At 39.2% G+C, this 17,478-nt stretch carries 15 protein-coding genes; all 15 read left to right on the top strand.

Annotation, left to right across the window (positions count from 1 at the left end):
- Window positions 1-9: 9 nt before the first annotated feature.
- The 15 genes from pstB (at window position 10) to ACTQ45_RS08865 (ending at window position 17,442) form a co-directional block, all read left to right on the top strand.
- Window positions 10-813 carry a phosphate ABC transporter ATP-binding protein PstB gene (pstB, locus tag ACTQ45_RS08935; protein WP_441753170.1) on the top strand — a complete coding sequence of 268 codons (804 nt, stop codon included), beginning with the start codon at window positions 10-12 and terminating at the stop codon, window positions 811-813.
- Between the two features lie 41 nt (window positions 814-854).
- Window positions 855-1,505 carry a phosphate signaling complex protein PhoU gene (gene phoU / locus ACTQ45_RS08930; RefSeq protein WP_441753169.1) on the top strand — a complete coding sequence of 217 codons (651 nt, stop codon included), beginning with the start codon at window positions 855-857 and terminating at the stop codon, window positions 1,503-1,505.
- 354 nt (window positions 1,506-1,859) lie between these two features.
- A complete protein-coding gene (locus ACTQ45_RS08925; protein WP_441763483.1) occupies window positions 1,860-2,780 on the top strand; it encodes a substrate-binding domain-containing protein in 921 nt (306 codons plus the stop codon).
- Window positions 2,781-3,038: 258 nt separating this feature from the next.
- A complete protein-coding gene (uvrA, locus tag ACTQ45_RS08920) occupies window positions 3,039-5,867 on the top strand; it encodes an excinuclease ABC subunit UvrA (protein ID WP_441763482.1) in 2,829 nt (942 codons plus the stop codon).
- Between the two features lie 298 nt (window positions 5,868-6,165).
- Entirely contained in the window at window positions 6,166-8,076 is a 1,911-nt protein-coding gene (locus tag ACTQ45_RS08915; RefSeq protein WP_441763481.1) for a DUF4097 family beta strand repeat-containing protein, read from the top strand.
- Window positions 8,077-8,177: 101 nt separating this feature from the next.
- Window positions 8,178-8,360, top strand: coding sequence for a PspC domain-containing protein (locus tag ACTQ45_RS08910; RefSeq protein WP_441753001.1), 183 nt, complete (start codon window positions 8,178-8,180; stop codon window positions 8,358-8,360).
- Between the two features lie 30 nt (window positions 8,361-8,390).
- Complete coding sequence (locus ACTQ45_RS08905) at window positions 8,391-8,696, top strand: PspC domain-containing protein (RefSeq protein ID WP_441763480.1); 306 nt, start codon at window positions 8,391-8,393, stop codon at window positions 8,694-8,696.
- Between the two features lie 31 nt (window positions 8,697-8,727).
- Complete coding sequence (locus tag ACTQ45_RS08900) at window positions 8,728-9,063, top strand: phage holin family protein (protein WP_441752997.1); 336 nt, start codon at window positions 8,728-8,730, stop codon at window positions 9,061-9,063.
- Window positions 9,064-9,261: 198 nt separating this feature from the next.
- Complete coding sequence (hprK, locus tag ACTQ45_RS08895) at window positions 9,262-10,194, top strand: HPr(Ser) kinase/phosphatase (RefSeq protein WP_441752996.1); 933 nt, start codon at window positions 9,262-9,264, stop codon at window positions 10,192-10,194.
- Window positions 10,195-10,199: 5 nt separating this feature from the next.
- Window positions 10,200-11,051, top strand: coding sequence for a prolipoprotein diacylglyceryl transferase (lgt, locus tag ACTQ45_RS08890; protein WP_441752994.1), 852 nt, complete (start codon window positions 10,200-10,202; stop codon window positions 11,049-11,051).
- An 11-nt stretch (window positions 11,052-11,062) separates the two neighbouring features.
- Window positions 11,063-12,094: an NAD(P)H-dependent glycerol-3-phosphate dehydrogenase gene (locus tag ACTQ45_RS08885; RefSeq protein WP_441752992.1), complete on the top strand. Its 1,032-nt coding sequence runs from the start codon at window positions 11,063-11,065 to the stop codon at window positions 12,092-12,094.
- 96 nt (window positions 12,095-12,190) lie between these two features.
- Entirely contained in the window at window positions 12,191-13,135 is a 945-nt protein-coding gene (gene trxB, locus ACTQ45_RS08880; protein ID WP_441752990.1) for a thioredoxin-disulfide reductase, read from the top strand.
- A 300-nt stretch (window positions 13,136-13,435) separates the two neighbouring features.
- Window positions 13,436-15,157, top strand: coding sequence for a phospho-sugar mutase (locus ACTQ45_RS08875; RefSeq protein WP_441763479.1), 1,722 nt, complete (start codon window positions 13,436-13,438; stop codon window positions 15,155-15,157).
- A 375-nt stretch (window positions 15,158-15,532) separates the two neighbouring features.
- A complete protein-coding gene (gene rapZ, locus ACTQ45_RS08870) occupies window positions 15,533-16,420 on the top strand; it encodes an RNase adapter RapZ (protein WP_441752988.1) in 888 nt (295 codons plus the stop codon).
- Window positions 16,420-17,442 carry a gluconeogenesis factor YvcK family protein gene (locus tag ACTQ45_RS08865; protein WP_441752986.1) on the top strand — a complete coding sequence of 341 codons (1,023 nt, stop codon included), beginning with the start codon at window positions 16,420-16,422 and terminating at the stop codon, window positions 17,440-17,442. The genes rapZ and ACTQ45_RS08865 overlap by 1 nt, the downstream gene beginning before the upstream one ends.
- Window positions 17,443-17,478 lie beyond the last annotated feature (36 nt).

Here is a 17,478-nt window from a genome sequence, read left to right as displayed (position 1 = left end):
GCGAATAATATGTCTGTGACATTAAAAGCAAAAGATGCGAACGCTACGAATGGTGCTGGAAAAGTTAAATTTAAAATTAGTGATCTTGATTTTTACTATGGTGATTTTCATGCGTTGAAAAACATCAATATGGATATTGAAGAAAATCTCGTAACAGCTTTTATTGGACCTTCAGGATGTGGTAAATCAACCTTTATCAAAACATTGAATAGAATGCAAGATTTAGTACCTTATGCTAAACATCAAGGCTTAATTTCTTTAGATGGTCAAGATATTCATCAAAAAAATTATGATGTCAATGAACTAAGAAAACGCGTCGGAATGGTTTTCCAACACCCTAACCCATTTCCTAAGAGTATTTATGATAATATTGCTTACGGACCGCGTACTCATGGGGTAAAAGATTCTGCACAGTTAGACCAAATTGTTGAAGAGAGCCTTCGCGGAGCTGCTATCTGGGATGAAGTGAAAGACAAACTCCATCGTAAAGCAACGGATATTTCTGGAGGGCAACAACAACGTATTTGTATTGCACGTGCAATTGCTAATGATCCAGAAGTGTTATTAATGGATGAACCGACTTCGGCACTAGACCCAATTTCGACTAACAAGGTTGAAGACTTAATTGATGAACTAAAAGAGAAATATACTGTTGTAATTGTTACTCATAATATGCAACAAGCCGCACGAATTTCGGATAAAACCGCTTTCTTCTTGAATGGAGAAGTGATAGAATTTAACGATACTGAATCTATTTTCAGTAACCCAAAGGATCAAAGAACTAATGATTATATTTCAGGTCGTTTCGGTTAAACTATTTAATAGCTAAATTAGGAGGGTTAATTTTGAGAAAAGTGTTTGAAGAAGAATTAAAATCTTTATTCGTCCATTTAACAAAATTAGGTATTGCAGCAAATGAGTCAGTTCATAAAGCGATTAAAGCTCACAACACCAGTGATAAAGAATTGGCAAAGGAATTATTTGCGGATGATTTAAGAATCAATGCGTTGACCGTTGAAATTGAAAAAGAAGCTTTTCGTATTATTGCCTTGCAACAACCAGTTGCTTCAGATTTACGTTTAGTCTTTACAGTTTTAACAGCGAGTCTCGATATTGAACGAATAGCTGATCATGCGGTTTCTATTGGTCGTGCAGTAATTCGCCGTCAAGAAACGGAACAACAAGTCGATCAATTAAACGATGTCGTGAATAGAATGGCAGAAACAGCCCAAACAATGATTTCAGATGCGATGGATGCATTTGTTAATCGTGATGCAGCAACCGCTAGAAAAGTTGCGATGCTTGATGAAGTGGTTGATGCTGGTTTGAAAGAAATTTACAACGAGAGTGCTAGACGCATGCAGAAGAACACAGAGATGGTGCCAAGTGGAATCAGCTACATTAATATTGGAAACAGTTTAGAACGTATTGGTGACTACGTAACAAATATTTGTGAACGTATCGTTTACTTGAATACGGGCGAGATTATCGAATTAAATAAATAGTGGGTATAAGCAATCACTTTAGAAACCGCCTGGCGTCATTCGACGTTAGGCGGTTTCTTTATGGCATAAAGAAGAATGACTTCTTAAGTTGGGATTACTCTGGCGTTATGGATAGTCAACACTATTTGTAAATATAAAATCGCTCCTCTTAGCACCATCATTTCCTTTGGAAATAAAGCTTGTTCCTTATAATGCAACGTTAATTGAGCTTTACACAAAATTTACATAACATTTACACCGAATTTATATTCCCTCGCTATAATACAAGGTGTACTGATAAGTGATTACTTATTAGACGATTGATTTAGTTGTCGAGAGTCAATAAGAATTTCAAATTTAAAGGAGATGTACTTAATGAAAAAATCATTAAAGGCTTTACCATTATTAGCAGTTGCAGGATTAGCATTTTCTGCGGTAACACCAGTTTTAGCACAAGAAGGATATATCGGTGTAGTTTCACGTGAAGACGGTTCAGGAACTCGTGGCGCATTCGTTGAAATCGTTGGTGTAGTTGACGAAGACGATAATGACATGACTACATTAGACGCAGTTATCCAAAACTCTACAAACGGTGTTATGCAAACTGTTGCAGGTGATGTTCAATCAATCGGTTATATTTCATTAGGATCATTAGGTGATGAAGTTAAAGGTTTAGCGGTTGACGGTGTTGAAGTGTCATCGGAAAACGTTACAAATGGTTCTTACCCAATTGCTCGTCCATTTAACGTTGCTTGGACTAAAGATGCTGAATTATCTGAAGTTGCAGTAGATTTCTTGGACTTCGTATACTCTGCACAAGGACAAGCGATCGTTGAAGAAGAAGGTTACGTACAAGTTACTCGTTCAGCTGGAGAAGAAGAAGCTACTGAAGAGTCAACAGAAGAAGCAGCAACAGAAGAAGCTGTAGAATTACCTTCTTATGAAGCAGCTGGTTTAGAAGGAACAATCGAAGTCGTTGGATCGACATCAGTGAGCCCAATCATGGAGAAATTAGCTGAAGCTTACTCAGAATTAAACGAAGGTGTAACAATTAATATTACATCAAACGGTTCTTCTGCAGGTATGGAAGCAGCAATGAACGGAACAGCTGAATTAGGTATGGCTTCTCGTGATTTATCTGATGATGAAAAAGAAGCGTTAAACTACGATGCTGTTGCTATCGATGGTATCGCAGTAATTGTTCACCCTGAAAACCCATTATCTGATATTTCATTAGACCACGTTAAACAAATCTTCTTAGGTGAAGTAACTGAGTGGGAAGAAGTCGCTCAATAATTTAAACTGAAGATTAAAAACTCCTAATACGCTACCGCCTTTGTGCGGGGCGTATTTTTTTTAGAAAAGATTGAAAAAATTATTCTGGCCAAAGAGCTAGCAGATTATTTGGTATAAAACGAGATTTGTACTAATATTAATATAGATAGTCAAAAGTATAATTTTTTAATAAATGCGAACATACATTCTGTTTTAGCAGAGAAGTTGTGATATAATAACATAGTAAATTTGAAAAAGATGAAATGGGGACACTTCGAGATGGCAAAAGATAAAATAATCGTGCGTGGTGCACGGTCACACAACTTAAAAAACATCGATGTAGAAATTCCTCGAGATCAATTAGTCGTTATGACAGGACTATCTGGTTCGGGGAAAAGTTCTTTAGCCTTTGATACGCTGTATGCGGAAGGGCAAAGACGCTATGTTGAGAGTTTATCCGCTTATGCACGCCAGTTTTTAGGGCAAATGGATAAACCAGATGTGGACTCAATCGAAGGGTTAAGTCCAGCAATATCTATTGATCAGAAAACGACGAGTCATAACCCACGCTCGACTGTCGGAACTGCGACCGAAATCAATGATTATTTAAGGTTATTATATGCACGAGTTGGTGTGCCTTATTGTCCAACGCATCATATCCCAATCGAGCGACAATCTGCTGAACAAATGGTTGATCGAATTCTTGAATTACCCGATAAAACACGTATCCAAATCATGACACCAGCCGTTCGTAATCAAAGAGGACAGCATAAAAAATTGTTGGAACAGATTAACAAAGACGGTTTTGTGCGCGTACGTGTCGATGGCGAAATCTATGATGTGAGTGAAGTGCCAGAATTATCCAAAAATAAAAAGCATACGATTGAAGTGGTAGTCGACCGTTTAGTTATGAAGGAAGGCATTCGCTCACGTTTATATGACTCGGTTGAACAAGCACTAAGATTCTCAGATGGTTATCTTGTGATTGATGTGATGGGAGAAGAACCGCTTTATTTCAATGAACATTATGCTTGTCCTTTCTGTGACTTTTCTGTAGATCAGTTAGAGCCGCGCCTCTTTTCGTTTAATGCGCCTTTTGGTGCGTGTGCGAGTTGTGATGGTATCGGCTCACGTTTAACAGTCGATCCAGAATTAGTGATTCCTGATGAGAATTTAACATTAGAAGAAGGCGCATTTGTACCATGGCAGTCGATTAGCTCAAATTATTATCCGTCAATGTTAGAGCAATTTGCTAAAAGTCGTAACATTCCAATGGATGTTCCTTATAAGGACTTGCCGACAGAAACACAAGAACTCCTTAAATATGGTTCTCCAACGGCTAACTTTAAATTCACTTATAAACAAATGTCAGGTGCACAAAGAACTGTTGACCATGTGTTTGAAGGAATATTTAACAACGTTGAACGACGTTATAATGACACGTCGTCGGACTTCACGCGCGATGTCATGCGTCAATATATGTTTGAGTTGGAGTGTCCAACATGTCATGGGCAACGTCTGAATGACTCAGCCTTATCAGTTAGGGTTGGAGAAAAGAATATTGCGGAAGTATCAGAATTATCGATCGGTGATGCGTTAGACTATTTTGCAGAAATGACTTTTACAACGAGTCAATCGATTATTTCGGAACCAATCATTAAAGAAATCAGGGACCGTTTGTCATTCTTAGAGAATGTTGGTCTAGATTATTTGACGATGAATCGTATCGCGGGCTCACTTTCGGGTGGAGAGGCGCAACGAATTCGTTTGGCGACGCAAATTGGCTCGCAATTGAGTGGGGTAATGTATATTCTTGATGAACCGTCAATTGGTCTTCATCAAAGAGATAATGCGCGTTTAATTGATTCTTTGCAAACAATGCGTGATTTAGGTAATACTTTAATTGTTGTGGAACACGATGAAGAAACGATGCTAGCTGCCGATTACCTAATAGATATTGGGCCTGGAGCCGGAGAAAAAGGTGGCGAAATCGTCGCTCAAGGAACACCGGAAGAGGTCATGAAAAATCCAGCCTCTTTAACCGGCAAGTATCTATCAGGTGTGGAGAAGATTCCATTACCAACCGAACGTCGTGTAGAAGACCATGGCTGGGTCAAAATTACTGGCGCGAGCGAGAACAACTTGAAAGACGTTGATGTTGAATTTCCAATTGGGCGTTTGACGTGTGTCACCGGTGTATCGGGTTCTGGTAAAAGTACGTTAGTTAACCGTATCGCAAAAGTTGCTTTGACGAAGTTAACGACAAGCACGAAAGAAAGACCGGGTAAATTTGATTCAATCTCAGGTTATGAAAGTATAGAGAAAGTTATCGATATCGATCAATCACCGATTGGACGAACCCCACGAAGTAACCCAGCGACTTACACGAGTGTTTTTGATGATATTCGTGCGTTGTTTGCGATGACTAACGAAGCCAAACTACGCGGCTATAGCAAAGGACGCTTCAGTTTTAACGTCAAAGGCGGTCGCTGTGAAGCCTGTCAGGGTGGCGGAATTAATAAGATTGAGATGCACTTCTTACCAGACGTTTATGTTCCGTGTGAAGTGTGTGGCGGTGCTCGCTATAACTCCGAAACATTGGAGATTAAATACAGAGGCAAAAACATTTCAGATGTTTTAAATATGACAATTGATGAAGGGGTAGAGTATTTCTCTGCTCATCCTAAAATTGCGAGAAAGCTTCAAACTCTGATTGACGTCGGCCTAGGCTATATTCGTTTGGGACAATCAGCCACGACTTTATCTGGTGGTGAGGCGCAACGTATGAAACTGGCCGCTGAACTTCAGCGAGTGTCAACAGGTAATACATTCTATATCCTCGATGAACCGACGACAGGACTTCATCATCATGATATCCGTCGTTTAATCAAAGTGATTAATCGCTTGGTTGAAGCGGGGAATACGATTGTCATCATTGAACACAATCTAGATGTCATTAAAATTGCTGACTATGTCATTGACTTAGGTCCCGAAGGTGGTGTCAATGGTGGTGAAATCATTGCGACTGGTACACCTGAGGAAGTAGCCGAAGTCAGTGGCAGTTATACTGGACAATACTTAAAAGACATTTTAAAGAAGGCAAAATAGTTCCTTAGTTTGAGAGCTGCACATTGTGCGGTTCTCTTTTTTTTTTTGAATGGTGGGTAGGGCTGTAATGTATCGCCTGAATTTTCGACTCATGATGTTAATTTCACTCTTCTTTGACCGTAACAATCGCCTAAAAATAAATCAACAGTATATCCTATCAGTCTTTAGTAGTATTTGCATAAATATCGGCCTCTAGTCCTATGTCATGTGGCGACATTCTTGGCATAATAGGTATTGTAGACGGAAGATATATAGAAACTAACCAAATAGCACTGGAAAATTTAAGGAGGCATTTCGTATGAATGAGAAAGAACGTATTATTGAACTAGTTCGTCAGAATATTATTACGATGGACGAGGCATTGAGATTATTAGAAGCTGGTCAGACATCAAGTCCCACTCCAGAAACCGAAACAAGCAAAGTGGTTGAAGCAGAAAAAACGACAGACACGACTGAAAAAACTGAAGCAAACGAACGCCAAACAAAAGTTAATTATGGTAAACAGTTTTCTTCAATTATTTCGGAAGTTGTCGATCAAAGTTTAAATGTCGCACGTAATGTAACGGATTATGTATCTAAAGTGACAAACGATGTAAAAGAGACTGGGTCAACTCAGGAAACTGAATCAAGCGAAACAGATTACAGTGAAGAATATCGCCAAGCTCAAACTGAAGTTGAGGAAGCAGTGCGCGAGAACGCTTCGGATGTTGTCAAAGCAGCAGAACGTCTCCAAGCATTGAAAAATCAACTTGCTGAAACGCAAGAACGAATTCGTGAAATCCAAATTGACATGGATGTTCCAGGCTTAGATGAGTTACGCTATGAAGCGTTAGAACAAGAATTAGAAGACGCAGAATTAGAAATAGAAGCAACTGAACAGGAATTAGAATTGTTAGAAGGTGAAACACTTGACGAAGAAGAACGAGTGGCTAAGGTCGCTGAAAAATCGGGTGAATTATCGGCTAAGATTGATGTCTTAAATGACACGCTTCAGAAAAAAGAAGAAGCCTTAACAATTGCTAAACAACGTTTACGTGAAATTGAAATTTTTGCTGAACTAGATGAATTAACTGAAGAAATGGCTGAGCAACAAAACCGTTTGGAAGTAAAAGTTCGTGAATTAGAAGTGAAGATTGAGTCGATTAAGACAGAATTACACGACACCAAGCAAGAACAAGAAGAGTTATATGCGTCGCAAATTAACCGATATAAAGATCAAGTGAAACATTTCGTTGATTCAGCATCAGAAAAAGTATCTGAAGCAGCGAGCCAAATCAGTTCAGACGCTTTAAAAGAAGGTAAAAGTTTTGGTAAATTAATGGGCGGTCAGTTTAAAGATATGATGAATAATTTCAACATGAAGGAAGTTAATCTATCAGTCAATGTCCCATGGGTAAAAACTCAAACGCTAACCCACACATTTGTTTACCCAGCCAGTGATTTGACAATACTTGATTTCAAAGTAACGAATGGATCATTAGAATTTGTTGGCCATGACGAAGAGTCAATTATAATCGAGAGCGAGATTCGTTTTCATGGCAATCATCCAAGTGTTTCGGTCGAACGCTTGATAGAGTTAAGTACGATCTCTCATACACCAGAACAGTTGTTTTTCCATGTAAATCATGCGAAAATCTCATTAGATGGTGTGGTTAAATTGCCTAAACACCTTTATAATGAATTAAAGGTAGTAGCTGTTAATGGTGACTTAAAGTTTAAACACATCGATGTAAAAGATTTACTAGTTGAGAATAAAAATGGCGATATTAAATTAAAACATGCAACAGCTCAATTATTAGAACTCGATTTATTAAACGGCGATGTAACGATTAAGGAAAGTGATATCGCAGACATTAGCTTGAAAAATTTAAATGGTGATTTTAGAATGGCAGGCAATGTAGGAAACGTTATTTCTAACACAGTCAACGCTGACTACTTTATTACTAAACGTAATACAACACCTTCCAAAATTAAAATTAAAGGCGTGAACGGCGATGTTAAAATATCCCTTCCAAGTCAATTGAATTTAGAAGCAGACTGTAAAGTAAGCTTTGGAGACATTCATCACCGATTAAGTAACGTATCAGACATCGTGAAAAGTAAATCACATACTGAAATGCAACGTCTATTAAATTCAGCAACTGAACAAGTAGACATTGACGTTTCACTTACAACAGGTGATGTCTTCTTGAAAGATTCCGACAAATAATTCAATTCAGTCATTTGCTCAGCCTAAAAGAATAGGTTGGGCGAAGAGCTGACTAGTGGGTGAGTCACCCGAAAAAATTGCACATAGAAAGGGGAAACATCATGAAAAAATTAAAAGTATCCACCAGCGATCAAGTACTTATGGGAGTTTGCGGAGGATTAGCAGAATATTTTAATATTGATTCGACAATCGTACGCGTTCTCTACATTCTAATGGCGATTTTTGGTGGTGTAGGTATTATTGCCTACTTACTGATTGGATTTGTTATGCAGGCTAATAGCTAATTGAACACTTAAACTTAGGAGGATACCAATATGAAAAAAAGATTATTTAAATCATCAACAGATAAACAAGTCATGGGTGTATGTGGCGGTTTAGGTGAATACTTAAACTTAGATCCAACCATCTTGCGAGTACTGTTTTTAGTCTTATTCTTTATGGGCAGCGTTGGTTTTTGGTTTTACATCATTTTAGGGCTTGTTTTACCTTATGATTACCAAGTGGACGGCTATGTTCAAAAGCGAACCAACTCAGCATCAAGTCAAACAAATCGCTTCACCAAAAATGAACGAAAAGATGTTACACCTAATCTTAAAGAAGATGACTGGAGCGACTTTTAAAAACAATGACATTCATTAAGGGGAGAAACATATGAAAATAATGATTAATGCGTTTATCTTTCTTGCCTTGGCTGCGATTATCCCAGGTCTTCAAATAACGGGAATCTGGGCGGCGTTATTTGGCGCGATTGTGTATGGAATCTTGAGCTTTTTTGTTGGTTCAATTCTTAAATTCATCGCCATTCCTTTAAATATTTTAACGCTGGGTATAGTGAATGTTTTAATTGGAGGGCTTATTTTATATATGACGAGTGGCTTAGTTGGCGGTTTCGCTATCAGCTCATTTGGAGTTGCGGTCTTCGCGTCAGTTATATTAGGCTTCATTCAATCAATCTTATTCAAACAAGATAGCCAAGAACACCGTTAGAAAATATATAAATCAAGCTAGGACCGTTTGCATGAAGCAGGCGGTTTTTTTATATTTAGGGGTATACTCTAGATTGGGAATGATTGAGAGTGAGCCTTGACCTTACCAGATTATTTCTAGTCATAAAGGGCTTTGTGTGATACCATAAATTAGTAAAGAATGCCCAAAAACGAAGAAAGTCACGGAGGTCGAAGCGTTATGGATAAAAGCGTTACAGTAGAAGAGCTAGTAAGCACGCTAGATATAGAAATTCTATTTGGTGAGGAGTTTAAAGCTCGTGATATTACATCGAGTGAGGTTTCAAGACCAGGTTTAGTTTTAACGGGATACAAGAATTTTTACCCCCATGAGCGGATCCAATTAATTGGTCGCACTGAGATTTCATATATCAATTCAAAAACAGAAGAAGAATGTGAAGAAATTTTCCGCTTATTATGTCATGAAGATACACCTGCAATTGTAGTCAGCCGTGGAATAGAAGTTCCTCCAGCTTTGATTCCAATTACACAAGAATTGCAAATCCCTATTTTGGGCTCACGATCGAAAACAAGTCGTGTCTTATCGAATATGACGAATTTTTTAGAAGGTCGTTTAGCTGAACGTTTCTCGAAACATGGTGTGTTTGTAGAAGTTTTTGGAATGGGGGTCCTACTTGTGGGAGCCAGCGGTGTTGGTAAATCAGAAACTGGCCTTGAATTAATTCAAAGAGGACACCGTTTGATTTCGGATGATCGAGTTGATCTGTTCATGATTGATGAATTAACTTTAATTGGTGAAGCACCAGAAATTTTACAAAACTTATTAGAAATACGTGGTTTAGGAATTATTGATGTCATGAGCCTTTATGGTGTTGCAGCCATCCGTCGTTCTAAGAAATTAGAAGTGATTATTGACTTAGTGATTGATGATGGCACAATCGAATATGACCGCTTAGGTTCGCAAAGAGAGTATGAACAAATATTTGAAGTTCAAGTACCGAAAATTAAAATCCCTGTTAAAACAGGACGGAATTTAGCTGCGATTGTTGAATCTGCTGCTATGAACTTTCGTGCCAATTCAATGGGCTATAATGCAACGGAAGCATTTAATGAGAAGTTAGATCGTTTAATCATGAAGAATCGTGAGGCTTAAGTGAAGTGAAGACATTAATCAATCTAGGACTTTTTGCAGCCATTGACCGAATAGCCTTTGATATCGGCGGTTGGCCAGTGCATTGGTATGGGCTAATAATGGGCTTATGTATATTAATTGCTTATGTCATTTTTAGTCGCGAAGGTAAACGTAAAGGAATCGATGAAGATACATTATTCAATCTCTTGTTTTGGATGGTGGTGATCGGTTATATCGGCGCAAGACTTTACTATGTCGCTTTTAGGTTAGAACATTATTTAGCAAACCCTGCTCAAATCATCATGATTTGGCAAGGTGGAATCGCCATCTATGGAGGAATTATTGCCGGAGCTGTGACAATTTATGTCATGAGTAAACGCAGCCAATTAAATCCAGCATCTGTTTTTGATATAACGGCTCCAGCGATTATGTTGGCGCAAGCATTAGGGCGTTGGGGGAACTTTATCAACCAAGAAGCCTACGGTGGCGAAGTCTCACGTAGCTTCCTAGAAAGCCTGTATTTGCCGAATGTCATTATTGAACAGATGAATGTGAATGGAGTCTACCACCATCCGACTTTCTTATATGAATCCGTCTGGAATTTACTTGGTTTAATTCTGATACTCGTTTTAAGACGCAAACCAAAGTTTTTCCGACAAGGAGAAATCGCAGCAACTTACGTTATTTGGTATGGGATCGGGCGCGCCTTTATTGAAGGGATGCGTACAGACAGTTTATATTTAGGGCCGTTGCGTGTGTCGCAATGGTTATCGATGATTTTAGTTGTGGCAGGGTTAGTTTTTGTGATTTATCGACGTAAACAAAGCTTCCCAGAAATTCCTTATTACGAAGAGGATGAAATAAGCCGCAAGGCATAAGAGGTGAAACAGTGAAAATTGCAGTATTAGGTTCTGGATCATGGGGAACAGCTCTAGCGAAAGTATTAGCGGAGAATGGCCATGACGTCCACCTTTGGGGACGCGATGAGGAACAAGCAAGACAAATTAATCAAACACACATCAATGCAAAGTATCTTCCAGGAACACTTATCCCGAAGAATATCTTTGCTACGACGGACTTAGCAGCGACAATTTCAGATGCTCGCATTATTCTAGTTGTCTTACCAACAAGCGTTATCCGACAAACGATGGAAACTTTAAATCATCTGTTGAAAGAGGGTCAACGACCTATTATCGTTCATGCCACAAAAGGCTTGGAACAAGGTAGCAAGTTGAGAATCAGCCAAGTGATTGAAGAAGTGTTAGATGTTAGCCTCTATGAGGCACTGGTTGTCCTTTCGGGACCGAGTCATGCAGAAGAGGTTGCACGTCAAGATATTACGACGGTTGCTGTTGCCAGTCATGCATTACCTGCAGCTGAAGAAGTACAAGCAGTCTTTATGAATAAATACTTCCGTGTGTATACGAATAATGATGTGATTGGTGTTGAATTGGGTGCTGCTTTGAAGAATATCATTGCGTTAGGCGCAGGGCTAATTCAAGAATTGGGTTATGGAGACAATGCCAAGGCCGCTTTAATTACCCGTGGTTTGGCTGAAATTAGCCGCCTAGGTGTAAAATTAGGCGCTGATCCCTTAACGTTTATCGGTTTAAGTGGTGTGGGAGATTTGATTGTAACGTGTACAAGTCCCCATTCACGAAACTGGCGAGCGGGGCGTTTGATTGCCCAAGGTTATGGTCGTGAAGAAATTTTTGCAGAAGTTCAAATGGTTGTTGAAGGTATATTGACGTGTAAAGCCGCTTATGAGCTTGCTCAAGAGCAGCAAATTGAAATGCCAATTACGGAAGCATTGTACCGACGCTTGTATGAAGGAGCCTCGGTGGCTGAAAGTTTAGAGGCGCTCATGATGCGCGAAGGCAAGCAAGAAGTATCTTTACAAGAGCATTTACGAGGCGAATAATTAATAAAAGAGAGCCTAAGTTTTGCTACTAGGCATGCGGGTGCTATTTTGTTATAATTATTCCGATGACCATTTGAATGAATAGGAGAGTTGAAATTGACAGAACAAATAACTAAAGAACGTATTGAAGCAGATGTGATTGTTATCGGAGCTGGACCGGGAGGTTTAACTGCCGCTTTATATGCTTCACGCGCGAATTTAAAAACAATTTTATTAGAAAAGGGTGCCCCAGGGGGAGAACTAATTAATACGGCTGAAGTGGAAAACTATCCTGGCTATTCATTAATTAGCGGACCTGAGCTGGCAACCAATATGTATGAAGGCGCGATGCGTTTTGGTGCAGATCATGCTTACGCAGATGTCTCACATATTGAAGACCATGGTAAGGAAAAGCACGTACATACAGCAGATAAAGTATATGTAGCAGCCGTGGTTGTTATTGCAACAGGGGCTCATCACCGTAAATTAGCGGTTGATGGTGAAGACCGTTTGGCTGGACAAGGTGTTTCATACTGTGCAGTGTGTGACGGTTTCTTCTTCCGTAATAAGAATTTAGTCGTCGTTGGAGGCGGAGATTCCGCGGTAGAAGAAGGAACATACTTAACCAACTTTGCAGATAAAGTAACGATTATTCACCGTCGTGATGAATTGCGTGCGCAAAAAGTATTACAAGATCGTGCCTTCGCAAATGAAAAAGTTGAGTTTATTTGGGATTCAGTTATTGAAGAAATTAAGGGAGATAATGCAGTCAGTGCGGTTCAACTTCGAAACGTGAAAACGGGCGAAGTCAGCGACTTTACAGCAGACGGCGTTTTCGTTTATGTCGGAATTATTCCAAACTCTTCTGTTGTTGCTGATTTAGGAGTGACTGACGAAGAAGGCTGGATTATTACGAACGAGAAAATGGAAACGACAGTTCCAGGACTCTTTGCCATTGGAGATGTGCGACAAACACCTCTACGTCAGATTGCTACAGCAGTTGGTGACGGAAGTGTAGCAGGCCACATGGCTTACCAATACATCGAATCATTAAAAGACTAAACCTTTAACAAAAGGCGCTACACGATAATTGCTTGTCAATTGTTGTGTGGCGTTTTTGCGTTTAAGTGACTTTCGGAAGGCTTTGCGTTTAATTTGCCGATTCGATATTTTAGGAGGGGATTAAAGCGGAAGGTCTTGACCATACTCACAGACTCTACTTTAAACTTCTGTATAAATCCTTTAATACCAGTCTCAAACACCCTCACCTTTAAGTAAAATTAAAGAAAAATGTAGATAATACGAATAAATGTGTAAAAAATGTTATAATGAAAGCGATAAAAAGAAAGGTGGCGAAAAGTAATGGAATGGCGCGAAATTTATGATTTATGGCGAAATTTCGAAGACTTAGATGTAGTCTTGAAAGATGAGCTTTCAATTAATACAGATGAAGAAGCATTAACCGATGCATTTGGAGCAAGCTTAAGCTTTGGAACGGCTGGCATGCGTGGGTTACTAGGAGCAGGGCCGAACCGTATGAATATTTATACGATTCGACAAGCAACCGAAGGACTTGCAACATTAATCGAACAGAATGGCGAAGAAGCAAAAAAACGTGGAGTAGCAATTGCTTACGATTCAAGACATTATTCTCCAGAATTTGCGATGGAAGCGGCAATGGTATTGGGTCAACATGGGATTAAGAGCTATGTGTACGAAAGTTTAAGACCAACACCGGTGCTATCATTTGCGGTTAGACATTTAAATGCTTTTGCTGGAATCATGATTACAGCAAGTCATAACCCAGCAGAATATAATGGATACAAAGTATATGGTGCAGATGGTGGGCAAATGCCACCGGAAGACGCTGACAACTTAACGAATTATGTTCGTGCGGTAGAAAATCCATTAACTGTTGCAATCGGCGATAAAACGAAATTGCTAGGTAATGGCACGATTGAAATCATTGGTGACAGTGTCGATGAAGCTTACTTGCAAGAAATTAAAGCAGTAACGGTTGATCAAGAGTTAGTTAATGAGATGAGCGACAAAGTGAACATTGTTTTCACGCCTTTACACGGAACAGGCATGTATTTAGGTATGAAAGCTCTCGAACAAGCGGGCTTCAAGTCCGTTCATGTTGTTGAAGAACAAGCCAAAGCGGATGGAGACTTCCCAACGGTTTCATCTCCAAATCCAGAGTCTGAAGCTGTCTTTGATTTAGCGGAGCAATTAGCACGCACAGTCGAAGCGGATATCCTATTAGCTACAGACCCGGATGCAGACCGTTTAGGTGCGATGATTCGTACGGCAGATGGCTCTTACCAGTTATTGTCTGGAAACCAAATTGCATCGATTATGTTAGACTACATTCTAAATGCACGTAAAGCACAAGGTGATTTACCAGCAAACGGTGTGGCAATCAAATCGATGGTATCGACAAACTTAGCTGACGCCATTGTTGAAAGCTACGGCTTAGAAATGGTTGAAGTGTTAACAGGCTTTAAATTCATCGCTGAAAAAATTCAGCAATACGAAGAAACAGGTGCACACACCTTCTTAATGGGCTTCGAAGAAAGTTACGGATACTTAATCAAGCCATTTGTACGTGATAAAGATGCAATTCAAGCCTTAGTCGTCTTAGCTGAATTAACGGCTTATCACAAGAAAAATGGACGCACATTAGGTGACGCACTACAAGCGATGTATGAAAAATATGGTTACTTCAATGAGAAAACCATCTCTGTTTCTTTCCCAGGCCTATCAGGCGCGGCGCAAATGAAACAAATTATGCAAACGATTCGTACAGAAGGAATTAAAGAAATGGGTGGCTTGAAAGTTGTGTCAGCAGCTGACTATTTATCTGCGACGATGACGTATGCTGATGGAAAAGAAAGTAAATTAGCATACCCAGCTTCTGATGCACTGAAATATGTATTAGAAGACGGCAGTTGGGTTGCCTTTCGTCCAAGTGGAACTGAACCGAAAATTAAATTATACTTAGGTGTTCAAGGCAATTCGCAAGCGGAAGTCGAAGAAAAAGCGGCTAAAGTTGAAGCGGATATCCGTGAATTAACGAAGTAATTTCAATAAATTAAGCAAGTGAAGTGTCTCAACACACCTCACTTGCTTTTTCTTTGGTCAGAATAAGACTGACAACCTCCTGTTGATATGGAGTTAAACAGAAAAAATTAGCTGGATTTGGTTGAAGTCCCCCAAAAAATGACCATGTCAAAGAATGAGTCAAGCAATAGCACAAGTAGCAAGAGTATAGGAAGTTATATAAAATGTTTTTATTGCAGTATATCCTTCAATCTCTGGAAATCTGTGTTTAAATTGGTTAAGAAGTATATTATAATTGTATAATATTAAATGTTTCGAAACAGCCTAGGCATAACGCATTGCATCCAGATATGTTATACTAAGGCTACAGAAATTTTCAGAAACGAGGCGAATAGAATGTCAGATACTTTAGAATTAGTCATTATTACAGGGATGAGTGGGGCTGGAAAAACAGTTGCTGTTCAAAGTTTTGAGGATCTTGGATATTATTGTATTGATAATATGCCACCAACCTTATTACCGACTTTTTGGGAATTGGTAAAAGAGTCAGGCAAGATTACAAAAATTGCCCTGGTCATTGATTTACGTACTCGTGATTTCTTTAATGAATTAGAGAATATTATTGCAACTTTAGATAATACCCAATTTATTACGACGCGTGTTTTATTCTTAGAAGCGAGTGACGAAGCACTAGTCTCACGTTATAAAGAATCAAGACGTAGTCATCCTTTAGCGAACGAAGGTCGCGTAATGGAAGGAATCAGAAAAGAACGAGAACTTTTACACGATTTACGTACACGTGCGCAAATCGTTGTGGATACAACGGATAAAACACCAAGAGAACTACGCCATTTCATTACTGAACAATTCGCATCGATTGAACATAATACATTCCATATTGAAGTCGTGTCCTTTGGTTTTAAATATGGTGCGCCGATTGATGCCGACGTGATGATGGATGTACGTTTCTTGCCAAACCCACATTATGTACCTGAATTAAAACCTCTAACGGGTCAAGATCAGGACGTTTATGATTATGTGATGAAGCAGCCAGAAACCGAACTCTTTTACACGAAATTTATCGATTTAATTGAATATTGTTTACCAGGTTATAAGCGCGAAGGGAAATCAAGTGTCACAATTGCTATTGGCTGTACCGGTGGTCAACATCGTTCAGTTGCCTTAGCTGAAAGAATTACTGATCGATTGAGAAGTGATCAATACACGGTGAATGTCTCTCATCGTGATCAATTTAAACGAAAAGAGTCAACAACGCGGTCATGATGCCACAACCTAAAAGTCGCTATAATGTAGCGGTAATCGGTGGTGGAACAGGGTTGCCAGTCATTTTAAAGGGATTGAAGAAACTGGATGCTAACATCTCAGCAATTATTACCGTTGCTGATGATGGCGGTAGCAGTGGTGCCATTAGAGACTATATTAATGTCGTGCCACCAGGAGATATACGTAATTGCATGTGCGCCCTTTCAGATGCTGATCCAACCTTAATTGATCTTTTTCAATATCGTTTTAATTCAGAAGATGATTTTCTAGCTGGACATGCGATTGGAAACTTATTGATTGCAGCCTTAAAAGAAATGAAAGGTTCAATGTCTGATGCGATTGAGATCCTCTCTCGTTTTATGAAAATAAGTGGACAAATTTTACCAGCAGCGCCAGAAGCCTTAGTACTGAATGCCTTATTTGAAGATGGCACAATCGCGATTGGAGAATCAAAGATTGCCCATCATCGTAAGAAAATTCAAGAAGTCATTGTAACGACGACTTCAGGTGATGAAGCCATTCATGCCTCACCTAAAGTGGTTGAAGCCATTCTAGAAGCTGATATGATTGTTTTAGGACCCGGAAGTTTATATACGAGTATCCTGCCGAATTTAATGATTAAAGAAATCGGTGAAGCACTCTCTAAAACACAAGCAGAAATCGTGTATATTTGTAATATTATGACTCAATTAGGCGAGACAGAAAACTTTACCGATTCTGATCACGTCGAAGTTCTTCACCAACACTTAGGTCAAAATTTCGTGGATACTGTTCTGGTCAACACAACTGAGGTACCAGGCGATTATATTTTAACGCAACCGAACGAAGAATATTTATTACAAGTGAAACATGACTTTAAAGGCTTACGTAATGCAGGCTGTCGTGTGATTTCTAGCGATTTTTTAAGTATGAAATACGGAGGAGCTTACCACGATACAGCTCGTGTCGTCGAAGAGTTAGGCCATATACTGAATACAACGAAATTACATCGTAAAAACATGACAGATTCGATTGCCTACTAAGAGTCGATGGTTCATTAACTATAGGAGGTGACGTTG

It is taken from the genome of Fundicoccus sp. Sow4_D5, from assembly GCF_052116365.1.
Lineage (GTDB): Bacteria > Bacillota > Bacilli > Lactobacillales > Aerococcaceae > Fundicoccus.
This window is presented reverse-complemented; position numbering and strand designations above follow the sequence as displayed.

Excerpts from the sequence above, each read along its gene's own strand:
- pstB (WP_441753170.1), top strand. The coding sequence starts at position 10 with ATGTCTGTGACATTAAAAGCAAAAGATGCGAACGCTACGAATGGTGCT.
- ACTQ45_RS08925 (WP_441763483.1), top strand. The coding sequence starts at position 1,860 with ATGAAAAAATCATTAAAGGCTTTACCATTATTAGCAGTTGCAGGATTA.
- uvrA (WP_441763482.1), top strand. The coding sequence starts at position 3,039 with ATGGCAAAAGATAAAATAATCGTGCGTGGTGCACGGTCACACAACTTA.
- ACTQ45_RS08915 (WP_441763481.1), top strand. The coding sequence starts at position 6,166 with ATGAATGAGAAAGAACGTATTATTGAACTAGTTCGTCAGAATATTATT.
- ACTQ45_RS08910 (WP_441753001.1), top strand. The coding sequence starts at position 8,178 with ATGAAAAAATTAAAAGTATCCACCAGCGATCAAGTACTTATGGGAGTT.
- ACTQ45_RS08905 (WP_441763480.1), top strand. The coding sequence starts at position 8,391 with ATGAAAAAAAGATTATTTAAATCATCAACAGATAAACAAGTCATGGGT.
- ACTQ45_RS08900 (WP_441752997.1), top strand. The coding sequence starts at position 8,728 with ATGAAAATAATGATTAATGCGTTTATCTTTCTTGCCTTGGCTGCGATT.
- hprK (WP_441752996.1), top strand. The coding sequence starts at position 9,262 with ATGGATAAAAGCGTTACAGTAGAAGAGCTAGTAAGCACGCTAGATATA.
- ACTQ45_RS08875 (WP_441763479.1), top strand. The coding sequence starts at position 13,436 with ATGGAATGGCGCGAAATTTATGATTTATGGCGAAATTTCGAAGACTTA.
- rapZ (WP_441752988.1), top strand. The coding sequence starts at position 15,533 with ATGTCAGATACTTTAGAATTAGTCATTATTACAGGGATGAGTGGGGCT.
- ACTQ45_RS08865 (WP_441752986.1), top strand. The coding sequence starts at position 16,420 with ATGCCACAACCTAAAAGTCGCTATAATGTAGCGGTAATCGGTGGTGGA.